Annotated in this window: 21 protein-coding genes, 1 other RNA gene and 1 pseudogene; 7 read left to right on the top strand and 16 right to left on the bottom strand. The window is 36.6% G+C overall.

The genetic code is table 11. The features are described 5' to 3' along the window. Window positions 1-100 precede the first annotated feature (100 nt). From lepB to AB3I34_RS00570, 4 genes are all read right to left on the bottom strand, one after another. Window positions 101-649, bottom strand: a complete 549-nt coding sequence (lepB, locus tag AB3I34_RS00585; RefSeq protein ID WP_002358039.1) for a signal peptidase I — start codon at window positions 647-649, stop codon at window positions 101-103. A gap of 220 nt (window positions 650-869) precedes the next feature. After that, a complete protein-coding gene (locus AB3I34_RS00580; RefSeq protein ID WP_002361597.1) occupies window positions 870-1,589 on the bottom strand; it encodes a lactate utilization protein C in 720 nt (239 codons plus the stop codon). Continuing rightward, entirely contained in the window at window positions 1,582-3,054 is a 1,473-nt protein-coding gene (locus tag AB3I34_RS00575; protein WP_002365496.1) for a LutB/LldF family L-lactate oxidation iron-sulfur protein, read from the bottom strand. The genes AB3I34_RS00580 and AB3I34_RS00575 overlap by 8 nt, the downstream gene beginning before the upstream one ends. A gap of 12 nt (window positions 3,055-3,066) precedes the next feature. Then, window positions 3,067-3,828, bottom strand: coding sequence for a (Fe-S)-binding protein (locus tag AB3I34_RS00570; protein ID WP_002360596.1), 762 nt, complete (start codon window positions 3,826-3,828; stop codon window positions 3,067-3,069). A gap of 369 nt (window positions 3,829-4,197) precedes the next feature. Between AB3I34_RS00570 and AB3I34_RS00565 the strand changes: the two genes are divergently transcribed. From AB3I34_RS00565 to AB3I34_RS00550, 4 genes are all read left to right on the top strand, one after another. Beyond that, the gene (locus AB3I34_RS00565) at window positions 4,198-4,485 is read left to right on the top strand and encodes a hypothetical protein (protein ID WP_002386008.1); all 288 of its coding nucleotides are present in this window, start codon (window positions 4,198-4,200) and stop codon (window positions 4,483-4,485) included. 180 nt (window positions 4,486-4,665) lie between these two features. After that, window positions 4,666-4,851, top strand: coding sequence for a hypothetical protein (locus tag AB3I34_RS00560; RefSeq protein WP_002358046.1), 186 nt, complete (start codon window positions 4,666-4,668; stop codon window positions 4,849-4,851). Window positions 4,852-5,021: 170 nt separating this feature from the next. Further along, entirely contained in the window at window positions 5,022-6,374 is a 1,353-nt protein-coding gene (locus AB3I34_RS00555) for an amino acid permease (RefSeq protein WP_002382100.1), read from the top strand. A gap of 109 nt (window positions 6,375-6,483) precedes the next feature. Continuing rightward, window positions 6,484-6,885, top strand: a complete 402-nt coding sequence (locus AB3I34_RS00550) for a YxeA family protein (RefSeq protein WP_002369637.1) — start codon at window positions 6,484-6,486, stop codon at window positions 6,883-6,885. Here the strand turns inward: AB3I34_RS00550 and AB3I34_RS00545 are convergent. The 3 genes from AB3I34_RS00545 to ace all read right to left on the bottom strand — a co-directional run bounded on the left by AB3I34_RS00545 (window position 6,882) and on the right by ace (window position 11,430). Continuing rightward, window positions 6,882-7,616 (bottom strand): class I SAM-dependent methyltransferase, encoded by a 735-nt coding sequence (locus AB3I34_RS00545; RefSeq protein ID WP_078127105.1) that lies wholly within the window; start codon window positions 7,614-7,616, stop codon window positions 6,882-6,884. The two genes, AB3I34_RS00550 and AB3I34_RS00545, sit on opposite strands and share 4 nt — an antisense overlap. A 69-nt stretch (window positions 7,617-7,685) precedes the next feature. Next, window positions 7,686-9,281, bottom strand: a complete 1,596-nt coding sequence (locus tag AB3I34_RS00540; RefSeq protein WP_010712288.1) for an ABC transporter ATP-binding protein — start codon at window positions 9,279-9,281, stop codon at window positions 7,686-7,688. Between the two features lie 124 nt (window positions 9,282-9,405). Next, window positions 9,406-11,430, bottom strand: coding sequence for a collagen-binding MSCRAMM adhesin Ace (gene ace / locus AB3I34_RS00535; protein ID WP_078127106.1), 2,025 nt, complete (start codon window positions 11,428-11,430; stop codon window positions 9,406-9,408). Between the two features lie 334 nt (window positions 11,431-11,764). Between ace and AB3I34_RS00530 the strand changes: the two genes are divergently transcribed. After that, entirely contained in the window at window positions 11,765-12,070 is a 306-nt protein-coding gene (locus AB3I34_RS00530; protein WP_002360604.1) for a DUF898 family protein, read from the top strand. A gap of 138 nt (window positions 12,071-12,208) precedes the next feature. Continuing rightward, window positions 12,209-12,575: a transfer-messenger RNA gene (ssrA, locus tag AB3I34_RS00525) on the top strand. A 256-nt stretch (window positions 12,576-12,831) separates the two neighbouring features. Here ssrA and AB3I34_RS00520 read toward each other — a convergent pair. Then, window positions 12,832-12,906: pseudogene (locus AB3I34_RS00520) on the bottom strand (LysM peptidoglycan-binding domain-containing protein); the annotation flags it as partial. A 234-nt stretch (window positions 12,907-13,140) separates the two neighbouring features. Between AB3I34_RS00520 and AB3I34_RS00515 the strand changes: the two are divergent. Continuing rightward, the gene (locus tag AB3I34_RS00515) at window positions 13,141-13,263 is read left to right on the top strand and encodes a hypothetical protein (RefSeq protein ID WP_016630816.1); all 123 of its coding nucleotides are present in this window, start codon (window positions 13,141-13,143) and stop codon (window positions 13,261-13,263) included. Here the strand turns inward: AB3I34_RS00515 and AB3I34_RS00510 are convergent. From AB3I34_RS00510 to AB3I34_RS00475, 8 genes are all read right to left on the bottom strand, one after another. Next, window positions 13,253-13,876 (bottom strand): hypothetical protein, encoded by a 624-nt coding sequence (locus tag AB3I34_RS00510; RefSeq protein ID WP_016630817.1) that lies wholly within the window; start codon window positions 13,874-13,876, stop codon window positions 13,253-13,255. The genes AB3I34_RS00515 and AB3I34_RS00510 overlap by 11 nt on opposite strands. A gap of 273 nt (window positions 13,877-14,149) precedes the next feature. Then, window positions 14,150-15,409, bottom strand: coding sequence for a LysM peptidoglycan-binding domain-containing protein (locus AB3I34_RS00505; protein ID WP_016630818.1), 1,260 nt, complete (start codon window positions 15,407-15,409; stop codon window positions 14,150-14,152). 53 nt (window positions 15,410-15,462) lie between these two features. Then, a complete protein-coding gene (locus AB3I34_RS00500) occupies window positions 15,463-15,861 on the bottom strand; it encodes a holin family protein (protein ID WP_010708635.1) in 399 nt (132 codons plus the stop codon). Between the two features lie 29 nt (window positions 15,862-15,890). Beyond that, window positions 15,891-16,427 carry a hypothetical protein gene (locus tag AB3I34_RS00495; RefSeq protein ID WP_010717116.1) on the bottom strand — a complete coding sequence of 179 codons (537 nt, stop codon included), beginning with the start codon at window positions 16,425-16,427 and terminating at the stop codon, window positions 15,891-15,893. Then, window positions 16,428-17,456: a structural protein gene (locus AB3I34_RS00490; protein WP_085444128.1), complete on the bottom strand. Its 1,029-nt coding sequence runs from the start codon at window positions 17,454-17,456 to the stop codon at window positions 16,428-16,430. A gap of 10 nt (window positions 17,457-17,466) precedes the next feature. Next, window positions 17,467-18,591 carry a siphovirus ReqiPepy6 Gp37-like family protein gene (locus tag AB3I34_RS00485; RefSeq protein WP_015543660.1) on the bottom strand — a complete coding sequence of 375 codons (1,125 nt, stop codon included), beginning with the start codon at window positions 18,589-18,591 and terminating at the stop codon, window positions 17,467-17,469. A gap of 2 nt (window positions 18,592-18,593) precedes the next feature. Further along, complete coding sequence (locus AB3I34_RS00480) at window positions 18,594-19,493, bottom strand: phage tail domain-containing protein (RefSeq protein WP_002371567.1); 900 nt, start codon at window positions 19,491-19,493, stop codon at window positions 18,594-18,596. Continuing rightward, a complete protein-coding gene (locus tag AB3I34_RS00475; protein WP_085444126.1) occupies window positions 19,493-24,244 on the bottom strand; it encodes a phage tail tape measure protein in 4,752 nt (1,583 codons plus the stop codon). The genes AB3I34_RS00480 and AB3I34_RS00475 overlap by 1 nt, the downstream gene beginning before the upstream one ends. Window positions 24,245-24,314: the final 70 nt, after the last annotated feature.

The following is a 24,314-nucleotide window of genomic DNA, read 5'->3' as shown; positions in this document are numbered from 1 at the left end:
CCTTTTCCTTTGCACTGCCTTTATTTTACCACAAAAGAAGGACGGAAACATGTGTTTGTTTTTACACATTTCCGTCCTTCTCTTTTACTCATTGTCTCTTTTATTGTTTTGACACTTCTGGTATTGGACCAAACCGTGAGAATGGCCACATCACAAATTTCACTTCACCCAAAATATCTTTTTTATGAATAAAACCAATGACACGACCGTCTTTTGAATTCCGTCGATTATCACCTAAAACAAAGTAGCTATCTGCTGGTACTTTTTCTTTTAATGAAAAATCGCCTGTCAAAGGTTGACCATCTGTTAAGGCTTTTTTAAATTCATCTAAATAGGGTTCGTCAACTTCTTTTCCATTGATGTACAACGTATCATCCTTGTACGCAATTGTATCTCCAGGTAAACCAATCACACGTTTAATATAATTTTTATCTGGTTCATCTGGCGCTGGGAAAGTAATAATATCGAAACGATTAATTTCTGTGTTTTTTAATGTAATTACCCGTTCACCATCTGCTAACGTTGGATCCATTGAATGACCTCTCACTACGACAGGCGTAAATACAAATTGTCTCAGTAAAAACAGACCCAAAGCTAAACAGGCAAAAAAGACGACTGTTTTAATTAATTCTTTTGATTTCAAACTCATTCCTCCAAAAACCTTATTATCTTATGTCTCATATTCTACCACAAAGTAAATCAATCCTATAGTGCTTAACACTCAATTAATTTTTATGTACGCTTTTTTTACAAAATGGTCAGAAAAAAAACGTATTTCTTTCAAATTTGATTCTTACTTTTTTGATCCTGCCCATAAAAAAAGCATAATCAATTCTAAAAAGGGCTGAATTGATTATGCTTCTAGCGTTTTAGCGATCCATCACAACCACGTAACAAACTTCTAAAGGACCATGCAACCCGACAACCAGTTGCATTTCAATATCTCCTGAATTAGAAGGCCCTGAAATAAAGTGAATCGCTGAGCCGATTTTTTCGCCTTTTTCTATTTTTTCTGTATAAAAAGCTGCTGGCTGAGTCGAACGTGGAACGAGTTTGCTAAACGGTATAATTGAAATGTAATGCTTCGGTAAAAAGTGTAAAGCTCTGCCTTGCCCCGCATTGGACTCCACCACAATCGTTCCTGATTCAGCTAGTAAAAACTCAGCAAAGGCAATCGCGATATTTGCCTGAGCAGCTGTTTGAATATTCGCTTCTCGTTGCTCACTTCCAGGTTGCCATTGCTTAACAGAAACAGCCTCTAATGACTTAGCTAAATCAGCTAATCCATAAGCTTCAAAACGTGCATCTGTTGGCAATAAAAGATTGCCTCCACCGAACTCAGCAACAATTTGCTGAATCGTCGTCAGTAAATTTTCTTGTGTAGTTTCCACTAAGTTCGTGTGAATCGTTTCCACACGTTCTTTCACAATCGTTAATAGCTCTGCTGGTGTTTTATCTGCCAACTGTTCTTCTGGTAAATGATTAACTGGCTCAAATGGATGGGCCGAAACAGGCTGTTTTTCTACGCCTAATTTTTCTCGTAGATTTTGTAAAAAAGGTTCTCGATTTTGAATCGCTTCGTTAGTCATTTTTTTCACCTTCTTGATGTTTTTTGAACCAACTTCTGAAGTTTTCTGAAGATTTTGGTGGTCTTGGCAAATCACGAACATCGGTCCAACCTTTTACTAACCCTGGTCCTTTATCAAGGTAGCCCCCATGATTGTACATGTTTTCAACAGTAATGTCTTTTTGTTTACTTAAAATGCCCGCTGCAGCATGATCGACTTTCATGGCTGCTTTAAACATTGCTGGTGAACCAGTGGCTTTACCTACCATACGCATTTGGAAATCTTCAAATCCATGTTTCATTTTCAGATCATCGGTCATCACTTTACGATGTTCAATTAATAATTCGTGCAATGGAATTTTCACAGGACATGTTTCCGTACATGCCCCACAAAGACTAGACGCATAAGGCAATTCCCCAAACTGTTTATATCCACCTAAAATTGGAGAAAGCACAGCACCAATTGGTCCTGGATAAATAGAGCCATAACCGTGCCCTCCAATATGGCGATAGACCGGACAAACATTCAGACAAGACCCACAACGAATACACTGTAAGACTGGCTGAAAGGCTGTTCCTAACGCTTTTGAACGCCCGTTATCCAAAATGACCACGTGAAATTCTTCTGGACCATCGGATTCATCCGCATTTTTTTGCCCGGCAAACGTCACATACGTTGTTAAATTTTGACCAACGGCACTTCTGGCTAAAAGGTTATCTAAAACCTCTGCTTCACGCATTGTTGGTACGATTCTTTCCATCCCCATTAACACGATTTGTGTCTTAGGAATACTGATGGTCAAATCAGCATTTCCTTCATTTGTATTTAAGTTAATTAAGCCGCTATCCGCAATAGCGAAATTACAACCTGTAATGCCAATCTCCGCTTCCAAAAAGAATTTGCGCATCACTTCTCGTGCACAGCGTGCCAAATTTACTGGGTCATTATCTCCTTGATACCCTAATTTTTTCGCAAAAACCTGACGAATCTGTTCGCGATTTTTATGAATACTTGGGAAAACAATATGTGACGGCTCATCCCAGTCATCCATTTGTAAAATGAATTCCGCCAAATCTGTTTCCATCACACTGACATCGTCTAATCCCAATAACATTGGATCAATATCGACTTCGGTCGTCACCATTGATTTAGATTTCACAATTTTTTTCGCCTTTTTTTCTAGAACCACTTGTTTCACATATTCATTGGCCTCTTCGGCGGTTTGAGCAAAAAAGACTTTGCCACCTCGTTTGGCAACGTTATCACTGAACTCTTCTAAATAGTCAGGCAGATATTGAATTGTATGTTGGCGAATTTGTTCTCCCAGTTCACGCCATTGTGGCCAATTGCCTAAAGCTTCCCGCGCACCTTCTCGTTTCTCCCATTGGGCATCTTGTGCTTTGGCGACAGCCTTTTGCATAAACACATCTTTTTTACTTTCTTCAATTCGTTCACTTAACGGCTTATTGCTCGTTGATAATCCCACAGTTCTTCCCCCTTACCCTACCGATATGATTTGTGGTTGGTCCATGCGTGCTTCATCCACTTCGTGATTAAGGACTTCTGCAATATGCATAATCTTAATCTTTTTCCCATCACGATTGAATTTACCCCCGATATTCATCAGGCAACCCATGTCCGCACTAATTAAAATTTCTGCGCCTGTATCAATCACATCGTTCATTTTTTCCGTCACCATTTGTTCAGAAATAGCTGGCATTTTCACTGAAAACGTTCCGCCAAATCCGCAACAATTTTCAAGATGTCCTAAAGGAATCATTTCTAATCCTTTCACATGATCCAACAAAACAAAGGGCGATTCTCGTTCATTTAAAATTCGCGTCATATGACAAGAACGATGATAAGTGGCTTTCCCATATAGCGTTGCGCCAACATCTTTGACCCCTAAGACACGATAAAGAAACTGACTAAACTCATAAGTTCGCTCAGCTAAACGTTGTGCTTTTGGTCCATAAATAGGATCATCTGCTAAAAATTTGTGGTATTCTTTCATCATGCCGACACAAGACCCCGCAGGTCCCACCACATAATCGGCACCGTCAAAACTATCAATTTGATTCTTAAGCGTTGTCGTGCTCTCTGTCACATAGCCACTATTATACGTTGGCTGACCACAACACGTTTGGCTTGTTGGTAAAACCGTTTCACAGCCATACCGTTCCAAAACCTCTACCATTGCTTGCCCTACATTTGGAAAAAGTAAATCCACCACGCATGTCGAAAATATACTCACTTTCACGCAAAATAACCTCCTCGTTTTCTACGAAAAGGCTCCATGAAATTAATTGGGCGGCTGTCATTAAAAGTCACTTGGCTGTCGTCTCTAACTACTTCACAGTGCCTTTTCAACAAATACGTTATTTGTAACAAAAATCGTTTTTTAAAATGATTCTTATACAATAATTATTTTACCAGTATCTGGTTTTAACAGCAAACGATTCCAGAAATTTTGTGCATTTTCACACAAAAAAGGAGGCTTTTTTATAAAAGTTTCTTTTAACCCCTTTGAAATTCGTTTTTTCTGAAGAAAAGAGTGACGAAATTTTGAAATTTTGGTAAACTAAGAAAAAACGAGAAACGAGGGCCATGCATGTTCATTTCATTTAACATGTTTATTCTATTAATTGTTGCAACGATCCTAATGATTTTTCTGATTATCTATTTGACAGTCACTGGAAATGATAAAAATAATAAAAAGAAACAAAAGAAAGAAACAAAAAGAACTACGCCAACTTTAAACAAAAAAACAACCGTTCCCCCTTCTCAGAAGCCAAATGTTGTGACTGATGTTGCAAAAAAGAGCGAGCCGGAAAAGCAAGCCGTACAACGAACACAGCAACCAACCACTAGAGAAGACGAGACTTCTCAATTTACACGAAGCCAACGTCATAAATGAAAATGGGACATAAGTCGAGATGACTTATGTCCCATTTTCTAATTCTTAAGATAATCAGCTGAACAAAAAATCCGCTAGTTGTTTCACTTTTTCTTTTAATTAATGATAGTTTATTCTTCTTTTCAGGTGTATACTAAATGATTGAAAAGAGACTTTAACTAATTAGGAAGAGGTGATTTTTTGTCTGCAAAGCGGTTTATTCAATTATTCATTTGTTATGCTATTTCAATGATTGTCGCAATACTTTTAACGGACTTATTTAATTTCTCAAGTCCTATAGCTTATTTAGTAGTGGCTAGTATCATCGGCTATGTAGTCATTACTGTTCCATTAACAATTATGACTCTATTAAAAAATAAAAATTAATAAAAAAATTGAGCGATTTTAATCACTTAAATTGCTCAATTTTTTTATTTTCATAATATTTTTCACTTATTTTTTCATTTTCATTGACAGAATAGTTGTAATTGTCAGAAAATTGTATATAATAAAGAAAGTTATTTTCATATTATTTTTTTCAATTAAAGGAGAATCCTATGAGTGAAACACAACAAACAACCTTAAAAAAACAATTAAGCTCGCGCCACATTACGATGTTAGCCTTAGGGGGAGCGATTGGCGCAGGTCTTTTTAAAGGAAGTGGCGAAGCAATTGGTATTGCTGGTCCTTCTGTTTTAATCGCCTTTCTAATTGGCGGTGCTGTTCTCTTCATCGTCATGAGTGGTTTAGGAAAACTCGTTTTAGATGGCGGAGACACACATCATGGTTTGTCTGGCTTAGTTCGACCATTTTTAGGTGCACATTCTGCTGATTTTATTGATTGGGTTTATTATTCCATGTGGACAATTAATATTATCGCAGAAGCGGTTGCCGCAGCTTCCTTTTTACAACTTTGGTTTCCTAATATTCCTGCTTGGTTTTTTGTTTTCATTTTAGCTATTTTAACGACGCTCATCAATCTTTACTCGGTTCGTTTATTTGCAGAAACAGAATATTGGTTGGCGTTTGCTAAAATTAGTGTCATCATTTTGTTAATTATTTTTGGTGTTTATCTGGTGGGACAACAAATGCTAGGCAGTGGTGTCTTCCCTACTTTACAAAGTATCACCGATCATGGTGGCTTCGCCCCACATGGCATGAAAGGTATTGTTAATTCTTTATTAGTAGTTATTTATTCTTATGGCGGTTCAGAATTAATCGCGATTACTGTCAGTGAAGCAGATGATCCTAAAAAAGCCATTCCTAAAGCGATTCGTGGTGTGATGGGACGGATTATTTCCTTCTATATCATTCCATTATTCTTACTTTTGATTATTTTCCCTTGGAATACATTAGCAGGCACAACGGTGAGTCCATTTGTTATGGTTTTTGAAAAAATGAATATACCTTTTGCTGCTGACATCGTAAATTTTGTGATTATTTTAGCCTTGTTTTCTTCTATTAATTCTGGGGTATACGCCTCTTCTCGCCTTTTATATTTTCGCTTAAAAGATAAAAAAGGACCCATGAGTAAACTAGCGGTTTTAAACAAGCACCAAGTACCTCAACGTTCAGTTTTCTTCTGCGCAAGTGTTTTATATCTGGGCGTTATTCTTTCTTATTTTGTTGGCGATGAATTATTTGGTTACTTAGCCGGTTCTCTCTCTTACACTGTCTTGCTAATTTGGATTTTAATTAGCGCTGCGGCGTTTGTTCTGTCTTTAAAACGAGGGTCTCTCTTTGAAAAAAGTATTAATCTCCTTGCTTTAATCATTTTAGGCCTCATCTTTATTGGCATCTTATTTACAAATTCGTTAGGCGTTACTCTTTTAACAGGCCTATTGTACTTTGTTATTTTCTTTAGTTATCGTAAGAAAAATGATTCCTTTCTACTCTCTGATGAAAGCTAAATAGACTGAAAAAACGAACAGTTTTGTAAGAGAACTGTTCGTTTTTTCGATGTTCCATCTCCTTCTTCTTTTGCTATGCTATTTTTGTAAATTGTTAGGAGGAGAAAAAATGAAAAAAATCGGCGCTATTTTATTTATTGGCTTATTGATTGTTGGTGGTTATACAGGCTATCGTTATTATGCAGATACATATAAGGGTGAAAAAGCCTATGCACAAGTTCCTCTAGAAATTCCTGAACGAAAACAAACAGTAGATGACAATCAAAAAAGCATAGATGGTCAATATTCTTTACACTATCGACTAACTTTTGTTAAAAGTAATGGAAAAACACAAGTCATGGATTACGAACGGACAGACAAAAATCCGCAACCTTTGGAACCAAATGCTTACATAGAAGCAACCATTAGTAAAAAAAGAATCATCCAATCTCCTGTCAAAATTGATAAAAAAGAGATTCCAGAAAAAGCTTTCGCACAATTAAATAACCGAAAAACGACCAGCGATAATTAGTCATCGCTGGTTGTTTTTTTACATGGAATAACAATTAATTCATAAATAATGGTACGCTGATTTTGCTTAATTTCATGAGAACCAAAAATTTCTTGTATGCGTTGTTCTAAAATTGGAACTGACCATTGTTCTTCAAAATAGTTGCGGAAAAAGTCTTTTGAAATAGCTTCTGATGCTTCAAAGAAAAATTTTTTTGTGAAAAAAGGGCGCTGTTCTTTTTTTAGAAATGCTTTGTATTTTGCCATCCAATTTAACTGCGGGTTGCTCTCTTGCTCAAAAGGAGAAAACAACGAATCTTGCTCTTCCACTAGCCGAAATATAAGACACCATTCTTCACTTAATTGGCACAATGCATTAACTTTTTCCGGCGTATCCAAAGCAGGGTTCATCGCTGAAAAAACGACTTGAAATTTTTTCCCAGTCTCAATCAGTCTTTCTTGGCTTTGGTGAAGAAAAACAACGTTGCTTTGTGCTTTTGCTTCCGCAATCTCCAACATTCTCTGAGAAATATCGGCTAGCGTATACTCCGTGACTTGCTCTTGAAAAAAAGGTAAATATCGTCCCGTCCCACCTGCGATATCCAGAAATGTCTGACACGGAAAAAGACCTTCTTGGACCAAGAAATCACGTAATTCTCGGGCAATTGGAAATGGCGATTCTTGTTGAATTTCTTCATATTCTTCTGCAAATTCATCCCAAAATTCCGCTAATTCTTGCTCATTATTATTCATCAACAGTTGCCCCTTTCTCTCAATTCTTATAAAAAGTGTAGCAAAAGAAGCGCCAAAGAGCTAACAAGTTCACTCATTTAAATCAATAATTTCATCTACAAATCGCAGGGTTTTAGGTCGATGAGTAACCAAAATAGTCAACTTATTGTGGGTAAATTTTTGTACTTCTTGTAACACTTTTTCTTCGGTCTTTTCGTCCAATGCGGAAGTCGCCTCATCTAAAATAAGGATCTCTGCTTGTGTAAATGCTAAGCGCGTGAAAGCAATCCGTTGTTTCTCGCCACCAGAAAAATTCATTCCTTTTTCACTCACAATAGTATTTAAGCCTTCCGGCAACCGTTCATAAAGTTCCCCCAACTGAAAACGATACATAGCTTCAATTACTTGTTCATCAGAAATTTCTTGATTAAATACAATATTTTCTTTTAACGTTCCTTGAAATATTGGCACATCTTGAGATAAATAAAAAACTTTTTCATAATAATCTTCCAAATTAAATTGTGTTAGAGGAAATTGATTCACATAAATTGTCCCCTCTGTCGGCTTCAATAATCCTAAAATCAATTTAATCAGGGTAGATTTGCCTGTCCCACTTTTTCCAATCAAGCCATAGGTTTTATTCATTGAAAATTGTCGATTTTGTTGGGACATAATCGTTTGACTATCTACGCTAAAACACACATCTTTTAATGAAATTGTTTGAATTTCAGGTAACGCTTTGCCGGAAACCGCTAAGTCAGGATCATCTTCTTTTTTATAAAAATCTTCCAAGCGCTGATAGGCTACTTTATCCAAATTATATTGAACAAATAAAACATTAAATATGGCTATCGGCGTATAAATTCGATCGATATACATCACTATCGCTACAAGTCCACCTAAACTTAATGTCACAACGTTAGTAAAACTAAGTACGACAATGCTTACTTTGATAAGTGCGACTAACAAGGCAAAAAAGCCAAAGAAAAATTCATGGATCATAGTCATTTTTGTTATATTTTGACTATTTTCCTCTGCCATTAACGCGTAATTTTCAATCTCTTTTTTATATTTTCGATTAATTCTAAAAGTTACTAGTTCTGTCATCCCTCGTATCAAAGTAGCATTCATTGCTTCTTCAGAAATAAGTGTTTTTTCTTTCATTTTTTGTAGCGTTTTCAAAAGTATTTTGGTTAAAATAAATACAATCACATAACCAATTAGAATTGCTGGTAATAATTTTTTATCAATCAATGCTATGAAAAATAAATTAAATAACGTCTCTGGAATTAGCTCTCGAAATAAGCGCCCATAAAAATTCAAGTGGATATTTCTCCCAGCTGCTGCACCAACTTCTACTTTTTGTAGTAAAGCTCCCGCTCCCAGTTTTAGATATTCTTCATAGGAAATCTTGCTCATTTTTATTAAACTTAATTTCTTCAAATAGAAATAGATGCCATTAGTTAAGTAAGCTTTTGGTTTCTGTTCACAATAAGACAATAGCGGAATTAAAATAATTGTCGTTCCATACGCTACTAACAACCCTAGTTGGAAACTTTTTTGATAATGATCTAACAACTGTTGAAAAAAATAAATTGCTAAAGCACTACATAATGAAACAATCACGCCAATCAAAATGTACCAAGTGAAGCTTTTCCGAAAGTGCGACCATATTTTTTTAGTCATTTACTCCCTCCTTTTCGAGCATTATATACCTTACTGTAGCATAGTTTTTGATTGGTGCCTATCAGCAATTTATCTCCAGATAATAGAAAAGCCCCCCAGCGAAAGCTGGATGGCTTTTCTATTGTTAATTCTTTCTGATTTGTAGATAACTTACACCTAAAACGGCAAATGTACTTGCCAGTATTCCTGCTATTAACATAAACGGTGTTTTTGTTGTGCCTGTTTTGGGAAGTTCTCGTTGCCCGTTTGCTTCATTTAATTTTTGAATTGGTTCACTAAGCAGTTGGGGAACCAATTGTGGGCTTCCTTCATTTTTCAATGTATTTAATGGAGCGTTTAGTATTTGTGGTTGATTTTTTGATGTAACATTTTTATTTGTCTCCACAGTTGTTTCTGTGGATGGCTGTTTTTTCTCAGTTGTAGTAATTTCTTTTGTTGGTGAGACATGGACTTCTGGTTGACTGCTTTCTGCGGTTTCTGTTGTGCCGTTCTCTTCAGTTGTCACACTTGGTTTTTCAGGTATGATTGACTCAATCGTGCCTAGTGTTTCACTTTCATCTGGATTTTCTTCTTCTGTTGGCGACACATGAACTTCTGGTTGGCTGCTTTCTGCAGTTTCTGTTGCGCCGTTCTCTTCAGTTGTCACACTTGGTTTTTCAGGTATGATTGGCTCAATCGTACCTAACGTTTCACTTTCATCTGGATTTTCTTCTTCCGTTGGCGACACATGAACTTCTGGTTGGCTGCTTTCTGCAGTTTCTGTTGCGCCATTCTCTTCAGTTGTCACACTTGGTTTTTCAGGTATGATTGGTTCAATTGTACCTAACGTTTCACTTTCATCTGGATTTTTTTCTTCTGTTGGTGAGACATGAACTTCTGGTTGGCTGCTTTCTGCAGTTTCTGTTGCGCCATTCTCTTCAGTTGTCACACTTGGTTTTTCAGGTATGATTGGTTCAATTGTACCTAACGTTTCACTTTCATCTGGATTTTCTTCTTCTGTTGGTGAGACGTGAACTTCTGGTTGGCTGCTTTCTGCGGTTTCTGTTGTGTCTGTCTTTTCACTTGTTTCTGTTGCCTGTTCCGAAGTAGGTGTCTTTGGTTCCCATTCTTCTATTGTCTCTAAAGGAATGTCTAGACTTTCTTCTGTTGGCATTTCCACATTTTGATTACCGCTTGCCTCGCCTTCTACAAAAACATTTTTAACCTGAGATGTATTTTTTTCATTCGTTGCTTCTTGATTGTTTAGTTGATAATTGATGTCATAACTATTTTCAAATGTCGCTTGATGTTGGCCTGCTTCTGTGATTGTCGAAGTGTAACGGACGATAAAGGAAGTAAAGCGTGCTTTATCCCGATAAAAACGTAAATTAAAGTCATTATCTGTCACGAAGTCAATTTTGCCATAACCTTGTTGCTCAAACTCGGCAAGTGAAATATATTTAGTTTCTTTGTCATTCACAATATCAAATGTAAAACTCTCTTTATTTAATTGTTGACCACTTCCTTGTCGATCCGCAATTGAAATATCTTCTGTGACATCGGATTTATTGAGGTTCACATTTAAAAACCAGCGTACTTGATTTGACTCTCCAGCCAAATCGCCTACTTTATAAAAAAACGGATAGTCTCGCTCAATTTGGCCAGTCTCTGTGTTAGTCACTCCTTCAATCGTCAAACGTTGAGTCGCCGTTGCTGTTCCGAAATCCGTTTCTATCACATTCGGTTGCGAACTATTGGTGATAAGCGTTTTAATCCCGAAAGAAAAATGCCCATTCACATTATGTAAAGATTCAACTTTTTCGTTAAATGTTGCTACAACATGATCTTTATAAATGAAAACTTCTCCTAAACCATTTAAATTGATTTTTCGTGGTGAGCCATCGTTCTCGGTCATTCCGACTAGTGCGTCTGGTAAGGTTAAAGTAATTGTATCTCCGGGTTTTATTTTCTGATTTTCTTTGTCACTAAAAGATACTTTAATGGAGGTCATCTCCCCTTGATATAAAGTAGTGTGATCTAATTCTACTTTGTCAACGATTGGACTTTTGCTCAATTCGGCTCCAAATGAAATTGGACCAATTAATAACGCCCCCGCAATTGGTAGAATCATTACCAACAGTAACACTAAAAATTTTACACTTTTTGTCATAAAAAATTATTCACCCTTCTTTTCTCTTATTTTTTCCACTTAGTGGTCTTTTTCAGAAGTTGACAATAGCAAAAAGATATGTCTCGCACAATATTAATGCTCATTTAAGTAGCCTTTTTTTTAAATTTCTAATTCACTTCCTAAGGAAAACGTTTTATTATGGTAGTTACATTAGATAACATTTGTTACAAAATATCTAATGCTGCCAAGTTTGAGTTGCATAAATAACATATTTCACATCAATAATGAATAAAAATACTTATTTCATCCTCATTTTGTTTCCCAGGCCATTTATTCTTGTTATAATAAAGTTTATGAGATAAGGAGGAAAAGAATGAAAAATTCATATTTTGACGGTGGTTTAGCAACGTATATCGGGACTTCAATTTTAGCAACCTTGATTACTGTCTTTACATTAGGCATTTGCGCACCTTGGGGAATTTGTATGATGTACAACTGGAAAATCAAGCATACCGTTATTGATGGTAAACGCCTTTATTTTGACGGTACAGCTATGCAATTATTCGGTCATTGGATTAAATGGCTTTTATTAACTATAATTACTTTAGGAATTTATGGTTTTTGGTTGAATATCCGTTTGCAACAATGGATTACAAAACATACCCACACACTTTCATAAAAAGAGGAAGGATGAACTGAGTTACGGTCCATCCTTCCTCTTTTTATGAATATCTAACAGAGTGTTATCCTACTCTTTGAAAAAACAAGGAATTTATGCTATACTTTGATAAGTATCAAGGGATACTTATGTTATTTCGGGGGCGTTACGGATTCGACAGGCATAGTTGAGCTTGAATTGCGTTTCGTAGGTTACGGCTACGTTAAAACGTTACAGTTAAATATAACTGCTAAAAACGAAAACAATTCTTTCGCTTTAGCTGCCTAAAAACCAGCTAGCGAAGATCCTCCCGGCATCGCCCATGTGCTCGGGTCAGGGTCCTAATCGAAGTGGGATACGCTAAATTTTTCCGTCTGTAAAATTTAGAAGAGCTTACCAGACTAGCAATACAGAATGCCTGTCACTCGGCACGCTGTAAAGCGAACCTTTAAATGAGTGTCTATGAACGTAGAGATTTAAGTGGCAATATGTTTGGACGCGGGTTCGACTCCCGCCGTCTCCATTTTTAGAAAAGTAGAGAAAAACAAAAAAGAGCTAAAACCTTTATTTCATAAGGTTTTAGCTCTTTTAATTTCTATAAGAAAAGGATAAAAATGTAGAGAAATGCAAAATATTTTGCACTGATTTTGCATTCTGATCATTTTAAAGTCTATTTTTATTTCATCAAATTATTTACATATTTATACATGCAAATAACGTTTAAAATTACAAACAAAAAAATCCCTACCTCTCACAGCGAGAAGTAGGGATTTGCTTATTTCTTAATAATTCAATGTTTGACCAGGATAAATCAAGTTAGGATTTGCTAATCCGTTCCGTTGTGCTAAAGCTTGATAAGGTTCTGCCATTTTGTTTATTAAGTATATCTATTGTTCCGCCCCCTTATAAAAACGCCTAAAAATCAAGATTTTTATAATTTTTGACGGCATGAATTTCTACAACCATTTACAACTTTTTCCCCTTGATTTGGTAATCAAGCCACCGCCTCTGATGAGTTTTTGTTTCATGGTATAATAAAAAAGTCCGTACTGGCATACGGACGAATAAATTTTGAAATGAGGTGAAATTATATGCCAAATCGCCCTGTTGATAAATCTTCAACACCACGTCCTCAAAATGGCGACCAAGAGACACGTTCCATTGGTACACAACAGCCTAATAGAAGTCAAGCTACGCCGCCACCTAAGAAGTAAGTAATATGATTTTTATCTTTTTGTCTGTATTGATGTAGACTTTTGATTCTACATCAATACTTTCTACATACTCTAGTAATTCTTCGTACTCATACATCTTCGGCTTATCATTGAAAGGAACCATTGTAAATTCAAAATCTAATTCTTCTGACGTTGAAAACCAACCTGAATACCCAGCAAATATTAATTTATTATCAAAATCATACACATACATCGGACAAGATTCATCTAAATTTAGTGAAATATTTTTTACACTTCTTGAATCGTAAATAGATTTCCCTGATTTTTTCCTCTTTCTATTCAAACATCTATTTATTTGTTTTCCAATTTTTTCTCCAGTCAGATAAGTAACCAAGATAGTAACAACACAAGTGATAAAAAAAGAAATAGAACTACTAAAGGCTTCCTCTGTGAAAATTCTAGAAAAGAAATATTGCAAAAAAATGAACAAAAAGTAATTAGCTGTACCAAACAACATCATATATGATTTCTTATCTTCTTTCATTTCTTTAGTAAGATTAATTACGTCTAATCTACTTAATATTGAATAGTTTACAAAGCCTAACGCTCCCGCAACTAAAAGCGGAGCTATTACTGTGTTCTGAATATTCATCTTTTATTTACACTCCTTATAAATTGGACCGTCTTTATCCCATCCAATTATACCATATATTATTCATAACATAAATATCCCACTCTAACAAGAGAGTGGGTTTTTGCTTTATTTTTTTATAGGTATCGTTATATTTGTCGGTCTTATTTACATTCACGGTTGATTATAAGCCGTTTGTTCTGACAACTGATTTAATGCTACTGAAAAGATCCACCTTGGGAAAGGCGACTCAAGAGAATTTAATAAGCGTATCCTTATTTTATATTTGAACTATCAATAGTTCAATGTTTGACCAGGATAAATCAAGTTAGGATTTGCTAATCCGTTTAATGCAGCTAAGGTTTGATAAGTCGTACCAAGCTTAGCTGCAATACTTGATAAATTATCACCGTATTGAACTGTGTAAATGTTGCTTACTACTGATCCATTTACTTTCAAAATTTGGCCAGGGTAAATAAGATTTGGATTTGTCAATCCATTTAATGCAGCCAATGTTTGATAGTTTGTTCCGTATTGATAAGCAATGCTTGATAATGTTTCGCCGTATTGTACCACATGAGTCGCTTCTGGTTGTTTATCAGGAACAGTTGCTGCATCTGGTAATAATTCAATATCACCTTTGCTAATCCATGACAAAATGCCTTCTAACAATACTCTGCTTCCAGTAACTTCTTGCACTTTATAACTGTTTCCTTTTACCCATTGCGGAATAGCTTCACCAGTTGCCCATGCATCTACATTAAATTTCACCTTGACGGTATCACCGACTTTAACTGCAGAAGTAGGTGTTTTATCTACTTCTTTACCTTCCTCAATAGCTGGTGTGTCCGTTTCTGGTTTGTCAGTAGCTGTATATCCGTTATCCGTAATTCCTGTTAAGTCTACGTTACCATCTAAACCGCCTGCAATATAAGTTGAGGTAAATTGCCAAATTGCAATACCATCCATACTTGGAAAATAGTTATACAATGGTTCTGGCGTTAGCTCATAACTGGGATAGGCAGCAATCCATAAGGAATTAGGAAACTCTTTAATAATTCTCTGATAGTCCACGTATTGCAACGTAAAAGGTTTATAGCTGTAATACATTGGCGTATACCCTGCTTGTTTGATACGGCGCATACCATACAAAATCGTTTCTGTATTTGCGTTTACATCAGAACTAGCGCCATGTTCAAAATCTAATGCAACGATGGAATTTTTAGGCGTTTGGATGCGTGGCAAGAAATAATCCATTGTCGTTTTGGCAATGTCCATACTACCGAACGTATCGTACCAGATATAAGTGTGCGCTCGTTTTCCTTGAGCAATGGCACTTGCTACTTGCGTTTTATAGGTATACTGCTCGTAAATACCACTAGCATTGTAGCCGCCAATTTGAGCGATAGCGAATTTATCATGTGCATAGCCAAAACGACCTTGTTCACCTTGGTAAATAGCCCAGTCAACGCCTTGGTCTCCTTTTGCGGCAAATACAGCTGTAGGCATAAAAAACAGAGCGACAAGCGCTCCTGCTAAAATTTTCTTTTTCATTTAAAAACCTCTTTCCTATTTTTTAAACAAAAAAAGAAACGACACAAGCCGCTTCAATTCTTATCTTTATTTCTCAACTGAATAAAATAATCCTTTAATTTTTCTGGCAAAGGAATGAACTCCAATACATTCTCGCAAAATGAAATGCCTTCATTTGCAATGTAAAAAATAATCACCATTTCCCTAATAGGAATATTATTCCCTACAATACTTTCAACTTTCACAGAAACTGCCACTACAAATAAAATCATTACTTTTTTGGCGATTCCCAACATACCTATTTTGCTTGATAGGGATTTAGTAGCGATTGCTTTAAGCCAACCTGTTACAAAATCAACAATCATCAAAAATAACAAAACATCTAGCAACTGATCCATTCCCCCAAGAAAGCTAACGCAAATACCACCTACAATACTTGCCACAATTGACAGGTGGTTAAAATATTTTTCCACTGACTCACCTCCGGTTTTATCTTCCAGCATTAAATACCCTTAATTTCTTTTATAGCTAACGAAACAAGGGCCGTACGGAAAAGCTTTTTACCCTCCCGAATACTTGCCTTGAACTTAAGCACATCCCCCTCTTGTACTTTAACGTTAGCAGACCCATCTATTGTACTAGCTTTGTCTAATGACAATGAAGGTGGAGCACCTATCTGAGAAATATAATAGTTTTTAGATCCAATACTTGCAATTGCATAAGCATAATCAGTACCACCGCTACTACCGTGAAATTTGAAAGTGCTGATGATACTAATAGTTGCTTCTCTTGTGAAAGTAATTGAAGTTTTGTCTGCGCTAATTACAAAAGGTAAATTTGATTGACTATGCCCCAAATCAGTACCTACCAAAGGACCTAATACATAAGTATAACCTGATGAAATATCACTCTCATCAGGTCCGGTCCCAAAGTATGCTTCAAATGGTGGCTCTTTTGTCATAAACTCTTCTATTTCTTTAAAGTTAAGATTCAAGTCATCTTGCGCGTTTAACTGTCCTCGTTCAAAATTTGTTTTCATTTATTTCGACTCCTTAATTTTAATCTGTACACTTTTATTTCCCTCATTAAGAAGAAAGATATTAGGCGCTGTTTCTTTGATAGTTGGTGAAGACAAATTCCAATTGATTGGAACTTTTACAGTCAATTCATTTTTGCTTGGATAACCCGCTTTAAACGGAATTGATTCTGGCACTTCTCCAACCCAATTTTCTTCTCCCAAAGGTGCAACACCTAAACCGTCATGCCATGCTAAGACATCAATTTCAGGATATTCAAAAGGTAAATTTTTCTTTGTAAAAATCAATTGATCTGGTGTTACTGCTGCTATTTTCTTTTGCAAGTTTAGTGCAACATCACCTTCCATATCGTTGGAAACTGTGGCTAAAAAATCTTGCCAATCTTTTTGAGCTTCCTGAATGTACTCATCCCCTTTAGCAACGACCGCCTGCATATCAGCTTCTAAGTTTTTCTTTTGTTCTTCCGTGTATTGATTCATATTTTCAATAATGGTATTCAGCATAGCAGTATATTTATCTTCCATTCCCGAAACTGATACATTTTCAAACGGTGTTGAATAACCACATACTTTTTCATCCGGGCGCTTATCTGTGATTAAATCTGCTGTAATAGCTGTACTGTTTCTTGGCACTCTGACAGTGGCCAACTGAATTTCAAATACATCTGGCGTGCGTTCGACTGTCACATTACCTTTTTTGACTGCTACATAAGCTTGTCTAGCGTTCATGTCGTGCCGAACAACAATAGAGTCTGTTCGATCTTGTGTTGAAGAAGCAACGTCAATTGGTACTGCAAAAGCAGACGTATTTATATATTGATAACCTTTTAAACTTGCTGAACCTGATTTTACAACAACTCTCATCCCAACAGAATCAGCTGCAGTCACTCTCAATGCTTCACCGACTGACATCATGACGCCATTGCGAAAGATATTTTCAAAGTATTTTGCCCAGTCTGCCGATGTATAGGCACGATCGTATGTGCCATCATCTTGCAAAACGGCATCATAAAATAAACTTAATTCCGCCAAAAATAACCACCTACTTTCCTTTTCTCTTGATTACATCAATAATTGTTTTACTTTGGTTACCGAATTCACCGTCAATATGGTATCCCTTCTCATCCCAGGTTTGCGTTACAGAATTTAGAACTACTGTATCTGAATAGCCAAAAGAAGAAATACGTTTTACTCGATCCCCCAATTTATAATCTCGACCATAAACAAAAAGACTATCATTCAAATTGATAGTCCCATTCAATGCCAAAACTCTTGGTTGTTCAGTTAATTTTTCTTTTCCTCTTGATTGCAATGTGGCAATATATTGTGCATCTGGCATTTTTACATCATCAACAGTCTGTTGTAAGTCACGAGCATCGACGTATATTTCTTTTCGTTCGAGGCCACTCAAATTGTTATTTACCTGAGTATGCTTACGAGCTTTTCCTTCGCCTTCTCCATAAATAAGGGCTGTAGTCGCTTCATCATAGTTGTTCTTTTCTAATGATTCATTAGTGACATTTTCAAACTCTGCACTAAATTGAACTACACTAGAAACATCTTCACTTTTTCTAAAACGAATATTTGTTCCAACTTGGCCGTTTGATGTTGAACCAATACGCCCATTCGAGATAGGAATTTCGTCAAAACCAAAATTGTAACTTTCACACAGTCCCTCTATTTCTTCTTCAACATTCCCATAACTGTTTTGATAACTAATGTTTGAATTAGTAATTGCTGGCGGTTGTTCGACAGATAAATAACTTATTTTTCTTTTTGCATCTGACGGAGAGACCACTTCGTTCCGTAAATGATCGTAGCAAATCAGTTCTGGTCTTTTGGTTTGATTGTAAATTCGATAAACAATTCTCTTACCAGCTTTTGCAAAAAGAGATTTCCCAGAAATTGTAATTAATCCACTGCTCAAATCATCGCAAATAATAGAATCAATATAGTAAAAGCAATTATTAATTAATAGCACTGTGTCTTCGTCCATTAATTCTTTTGGCATGTACTTTAAAAGAACAACCGTTTCAAAAGTATTGGCTGACTTGAAATTTTCTTTGACACTCATTGATTTCCATATGTCCAGAACTGCCGTTGACTCATAATCAAAGCCAGACTTTCTTCGAAACACCTCTACAAAAGGTAATGGCATAAAATCCATAGCTACACCCCGCTAACTAATGGTGTAAATTGCATTTCACATGTAATTCCATTTTGAGAATTGTTGGCCGCTTTTAGTTGTAAATAGTTATCTCCTTTAGATAATCGAAAGAAACTACTACCCTCCATACGTTCTGGAACAGCATTAGTTTCTACACCATTAACAATTTTTTTCGCATACAACTTTCCACGTACCGTTGAAAGTTCGAATCTTGTTCCAGGTTCAAAGGTTCCTTTAAATCCAAAGAAGGTTTGTTTTGTCACATCGTAAATCTGCGGATCAGTCACGGTTGTTACACATTTCATATGAAAAACTGCTCCAACCTGTACATCGCCATTGTTTACAATCTTTTCGATATTTCCTGATTCAAAGCGCCCAAATGTATGCTTCTCGCCTTGAACAAAAACCATTGGAAAAATAAGCGTTGGCTTTAATGTTGCCAAAGGAACCAGTGAGTTATAAAACGATACATCTCGGAAATAAGAATCGAATGCTTCAAACTGTAAAGAGAATAAGTTCCATTCATCAACCTTATAAGGATTATCCTCGTATAATTTGAAACTAGGCGCTTGGATTGGTAATACGTCGGTTTCATACTCCTTGTCATAGACTTTAAGAGTTAGTTTCCCTGTTTGTTTTAGATCGATTTTTTGAATCATATCTCGGCGCAGCTGATAAATTTCTTCTTCTGTTTTTCCAATTAAAGTACCTTCTAGCAACGGTTTACGTGTACTTAAACGGATTCCAACAACTTTTGCGCCATCTTCTCCAAAAACTTCTTCTGCTAGAACAACATTTTCTGGTGCTTCTAATCCCTCAACGTTTTGCAAAAAATATGGAGCTTCCTCATTAAAAACGAGTTGCTCCCCATTTTGATTCGTATAAACTAATTCTAGTTTCACTATTTAAACCCCCTAGCTAAATCACGCAATTGGCGTTTTGTTTCCATCGCCGTTTCTCTCGGTGTTTTCGTGTCTGCACCTGTGATATATTGTATTACTTCCATATTTTTAATATTTCCGTCTTTTAAGTAAGAAAGCATTTCACGCATAAGAGAAGCAAGTTCGCTAAAATCATTTGATTCATGTGAATCTTGAACAGCAATTAGATTTTTAACAACTGAAGAGTTTCTCGGAACTCCCACGCCGTTTTCATAATGAGGAATTAGTTTCTTTGTTTCTGAAGCTTTGATTACTTTTGATCCTTTTGGTAAATCTGGTAAGAATACATTTCTACCTTCTGGTATGAAAGGCACACCACCTTTAGGAATTACCAATTCTTTATAAGTGCGTCCTTTTTGGTCATTGACGATTGCCGGACCACCAATATGATTATTGGTTCCTGTTTCGAGTCCTAAAATTTTTGCTACGCCAGCGCCTAAATTAGCTACTACGTTTAAAGTTTTAGTAATTACCGAAGGGCCAGAATTAAAATCACTTACTGCATTTTTCGCTTGAGATGCTGGTCCACTCGCTTGATCATTAGCCCTTAATAGTTTTTCAACTGGATTGTTTGCTGCGAAAATATTTAAGCTACTATTACCACTTGAAGCCGCACCGACAACCCCTCCTGCATTTCCTCGCAGGTTTTTCGTTCCTGGATTGTTGGCATTGTAGGTGTTCAATGCATTACCACCTTGTCGAGCTGCAGCTTGCGCATTTGAAGAATCTCCACGTAGTATTTTCTGTGCTGGATTATTTGCGTTAAATGCATTTAGGTTTTGAATACCTACCTGTGATTGATTCGATACATTGGAAGCATCTCCGAGTAATTTTTTTAATTGTGGCTTTATTTGGTCATAAGTTTGCACGCTTAATGTTCCATCAGCTATTTTTGCTTTTAAATCTTCATTATTACCAAGCATTTTTTTTACTGGATCAGGTAATGACTTCCACGCATTCATACTTTCTTCTGACTTCATTACCTTTGTTAATAAATCATCATTATTGGCAAGCATTTTTTTCTGATCTGTTGGAAGGTTATTCCAATTTGTTAGGTATGTTTCCGAAGAAAGAATCTTTTGTAGCACATCCGTGTTATTCGCTAAAAGCAATTTGCTTTCATCTGGTAAATTTTTCCAAGCATTAAAGGCTCGTTCTGATCCATAAATTTTTGTCAGTAAATCTTGATTATCTGCATAAAATTCTTTAACATCATCTGGTATATTAGACCAATTGACAATTTTTTCTTGTGAATCACTAAGTACTTCTAAAAACTCTTTGTTATCAGCTTTAATTTCTTTGTCGTGTAACTTGTAATCTTCCCAAAGTCCAAGATTAAGCATATTTTCAGCCATTTTTTCAGGGGTATTAGAATACAGAATGGCCTTCTTCTCTTCAAAATTAAGTTTGTCCCATTTTCCGTTGGCTTGTAATGCCTGAGTTACAGTCTTCTTGGCATTTGTATCTAAAAGCGCTTGTTGTTCCTTAAACGTCATGCTGTCCCATTTTCCGTTAGCAATTGCTGCTTCGGCAATCATTAATTTAGCATTACTTTTTAGGTCGGCATGTTTGGAAGCATATAGGAGTTGGTTCCATCCTTTTTCAGAATTTGCTGCTTCGTTAACTGCTTCTTGTGCATTGGTTTTGACTTCGCCTGTTTTTGGATCAAGAACAAGATTATTCCACATTTTCCCATATTCACTTGCTTCATTACCAACATATTTAAGTTGTTCAGCGTTCTTCTTAGCATTTTCAGCAACTTTATTTGTTGTTTTGGTAACATTCTCCAATAATTTCTCGTTATCTTCAATAAGGTATTGTGAAGCATTTCCGCTCTCTTTTATCACTTGTCCAGAAGCCAAATGAATTTTATCTTTTAGTTCAGGGAATTTCTCAACAATGGCCGCCATTTGGTTATCAAAACCTTCAGTCGTAGTCTCGTTTATTTTATCCCATTCTTCAAGATACTTCTGAGCAAATTCACCATCAAGGTTATATCCCCAATCTTTCAACCATTTTTTTTGCTCTTCTTTCATTTTAGCGGCATGAGTCTGTGATGCATTCCTTTGCTCTCCTAATGATTTTAACCATATTTCTGCTTCTTCTTTCGTAGCATTCGCTACATCACCAGTCATTGATTTCAAAATAGTTCTTTTTTGTTCCGCCGAAACATCCAGAGTATTAACATAAGCTTCCGCAGTATTCTTTGATAAATCACTAATCATTTGAGCTTCAGAAACACTCAATTGACGATTTTCGTTTGCAGCCCTTTGTCTAATCTCTTGAATTTGCTTATTATTCGATTGGATTTCTTCCACAGCAGACTGATTTAGTTTTTTCTCATTCTCAATGATTTCTTTCATTGAGTCTGTAGCGGTTCCTGGTAACTGCTTTAATAATTGATTCAATCCATCTACTTTTTTATTTAAAGACTTTTCAAGAGACTGACCCGCTGCTTCAAAATTTTCTGCCATTTTAGAAGCATCTGATTGATTAAATCCATCTTTTAATAAGCCAAACTGACCATTTGCGGCTTTGGCTTTGTCTTGCACCCCGTTTAAGGTTTTGTCAACTTCTCGTCCGACATCAGTTCCCCATTGCTTAACACGTTGGGAACTATTCCAAGCTTCTTCTCCCCAGAGTTTCCACACTGCTACACCTGCTCCAATCGCTGCAGTTGCACCTAACACCCAAGGATTCAATAAACTAAACCCTTTAGTCAATGAACCAATTTGTGTTGTGGTTCCTCCGATTTTAGCAGTCAATCCTCCTAATGCCGAACCAGAAGAAGCAATGCCTTTTCCGAATCCAACAGAAACAGAACTACCCTCTGCAAAAGCTTTTGTAACATCTTCAATCGCTCTTTTTTTAGACATAGCGGCCATTGTCTCAACAAAGCCCTTGCCTAAAAATCCTACACCCTTCGTTAAAGTACCTGTTAACTTAATAGCAGGCCCCATTGCAGCAGTTAATGCAATCATTTTAACAATTGTTTGCTGTGTTTTAGGATCAGCATTTGAGAAAGATTCCGCTAAATTCGTTACGGTTTTGATCATTGGTTTAGTCGCTTGCAACGCATCTCTCAATGCTTTTACTAAAGGACCACCAAACGTGATTCCTACGTCCACTGCTTCATTTTTAAGCATCTTTAATTGAGATTCGGTAGTTTCGTATCGCTTGTTAGCTTCTTCTGTTAAAGCGGTGTTTTCTCCCCATGCTTTAGTTCCACGATCTACAGCACTTTTAAATACATCACTGGCACCAGCTGCACGTAGCAAACTGTCACGAAGACGAACTTCGGTAATCCCCATATCATCTAAAACAGCAATTGCAGATTGTCCGTGTTCCTTCGTTTTTCCTAGCCCTTCAATAAATTTGATAATAGCACCTGAAGCATCTTCTTTGAAAGCTTTAGAAAATTGTTCTGCAGACATTCCAGCTACTTCTGCAAAATCATTTAATTTTCCTGATGCATCGGTGGCTTCTTTATGCATTGTTTTTAATTCTTTGCTAGTTAACCCCATTGCACCAGCAGTGTTTTTTAACTCTTTACCGCCATTTCTAACAGCGCTAGAAACCTGTTCCATAGATACACCAGTTTGTTGGCTTAAACTCTCTAACCCTGCAAATGCATTGGCTCCATTTTCTACAGCCAATTGCATTTCAACCATCACTTTAGAAAATGCAGAACCGCCTGCTTCTGCTTCAATACCAACCGAACTCAATGCAGCCGCAAATCCCATGATTTGAGCTTCACTCATTCCCACTTGGTGACCAGCACCAGCAAGACGTAATCCCATTGCGGTTATTTCTGACTCGGTTGTCGCAAAGTTATTCCCTAAATCAACAATCACAGAACCTAACTTGTCAAATTCCGTTTGTGGCATTCCTGTAATGTTGGCCAATCGAGCTAAAGCAGTTGCTGCTTCTTCTGCGCTCATGTTCGTTGACTCGCCTAAGTCAATCATTGTCTTGGTGAAGCCAACTACATTTTTAGTTTTAATCCCTAACTGCCCTGCTGCTTCTGCAACGTTTGCAATTTCCGTGTGACTTGAAGGTAATTCTTTGGCTAGTCCACGAAGACCATTTTCTAAATCTTTGTATGAGTAAACAACCTTACCTGTCGAATCCACAACTTCATCATTGGTCTTTTTCACACCTGCAAAATCAGATTCCCATTTCACAGCGGCCGTTGTTACTGCTGCAGCCCCAGCAAGAATTGGCAAAGTTATACCTTTTGTTAAAGCTCCGCCCACTTTTTCCATTTTTTGCCCACTAGAAATCATTTTTTCGCTGGCATTATAAATGGCGCCAGTGGCACCAATGGTTTTGACTTGCATTTCTGCCATCTGACCAGCTGTTTGAATTAATTGAGATCGATAATTTGCTAGTTTTCCATTGGCATCTTGCAATTGAGTTGCTAGCCTTTTGGTGGATTCTGTCGCTTTTCCATCTACAAAAGATTCGTCATAAGCTTTTTTCAGCGCAGCAACTTGTTTCTCTTGTGCTCCAATGATTTTAGTTAAACCATCAAAACGAGTGCCAAGCTTGCCCATTTGATTGCCCGCCATATCAGCGATTTTTGCATTAGCTTGCATTTCTTTGGCTAAATAACGAACTTCTTTTTTAGCATTTGCTGCACCACGACCAAAATCAGAACTATCCAAGCCCAACTTAATGACCATATTTCCTAACGGCGTTCCACCACTCATTTAGTTACCTCCTTCCCTTTATGCACCACCACGCTTGACTAATTCGCTTAATGGTCGCACCTCTTGTTTT

This window comes from Enterococcus sp. C102(2024), assembly GCF_040888205.1.
GTDB lineage: Bacteria > Bacillota > Bacilli > Lactobacillales > Enterococcaceae > Enterococcus > Enterococcus faecalis.
This window is presented reverse-complemented; position numbering and strand designations above follow the sequence as displayed.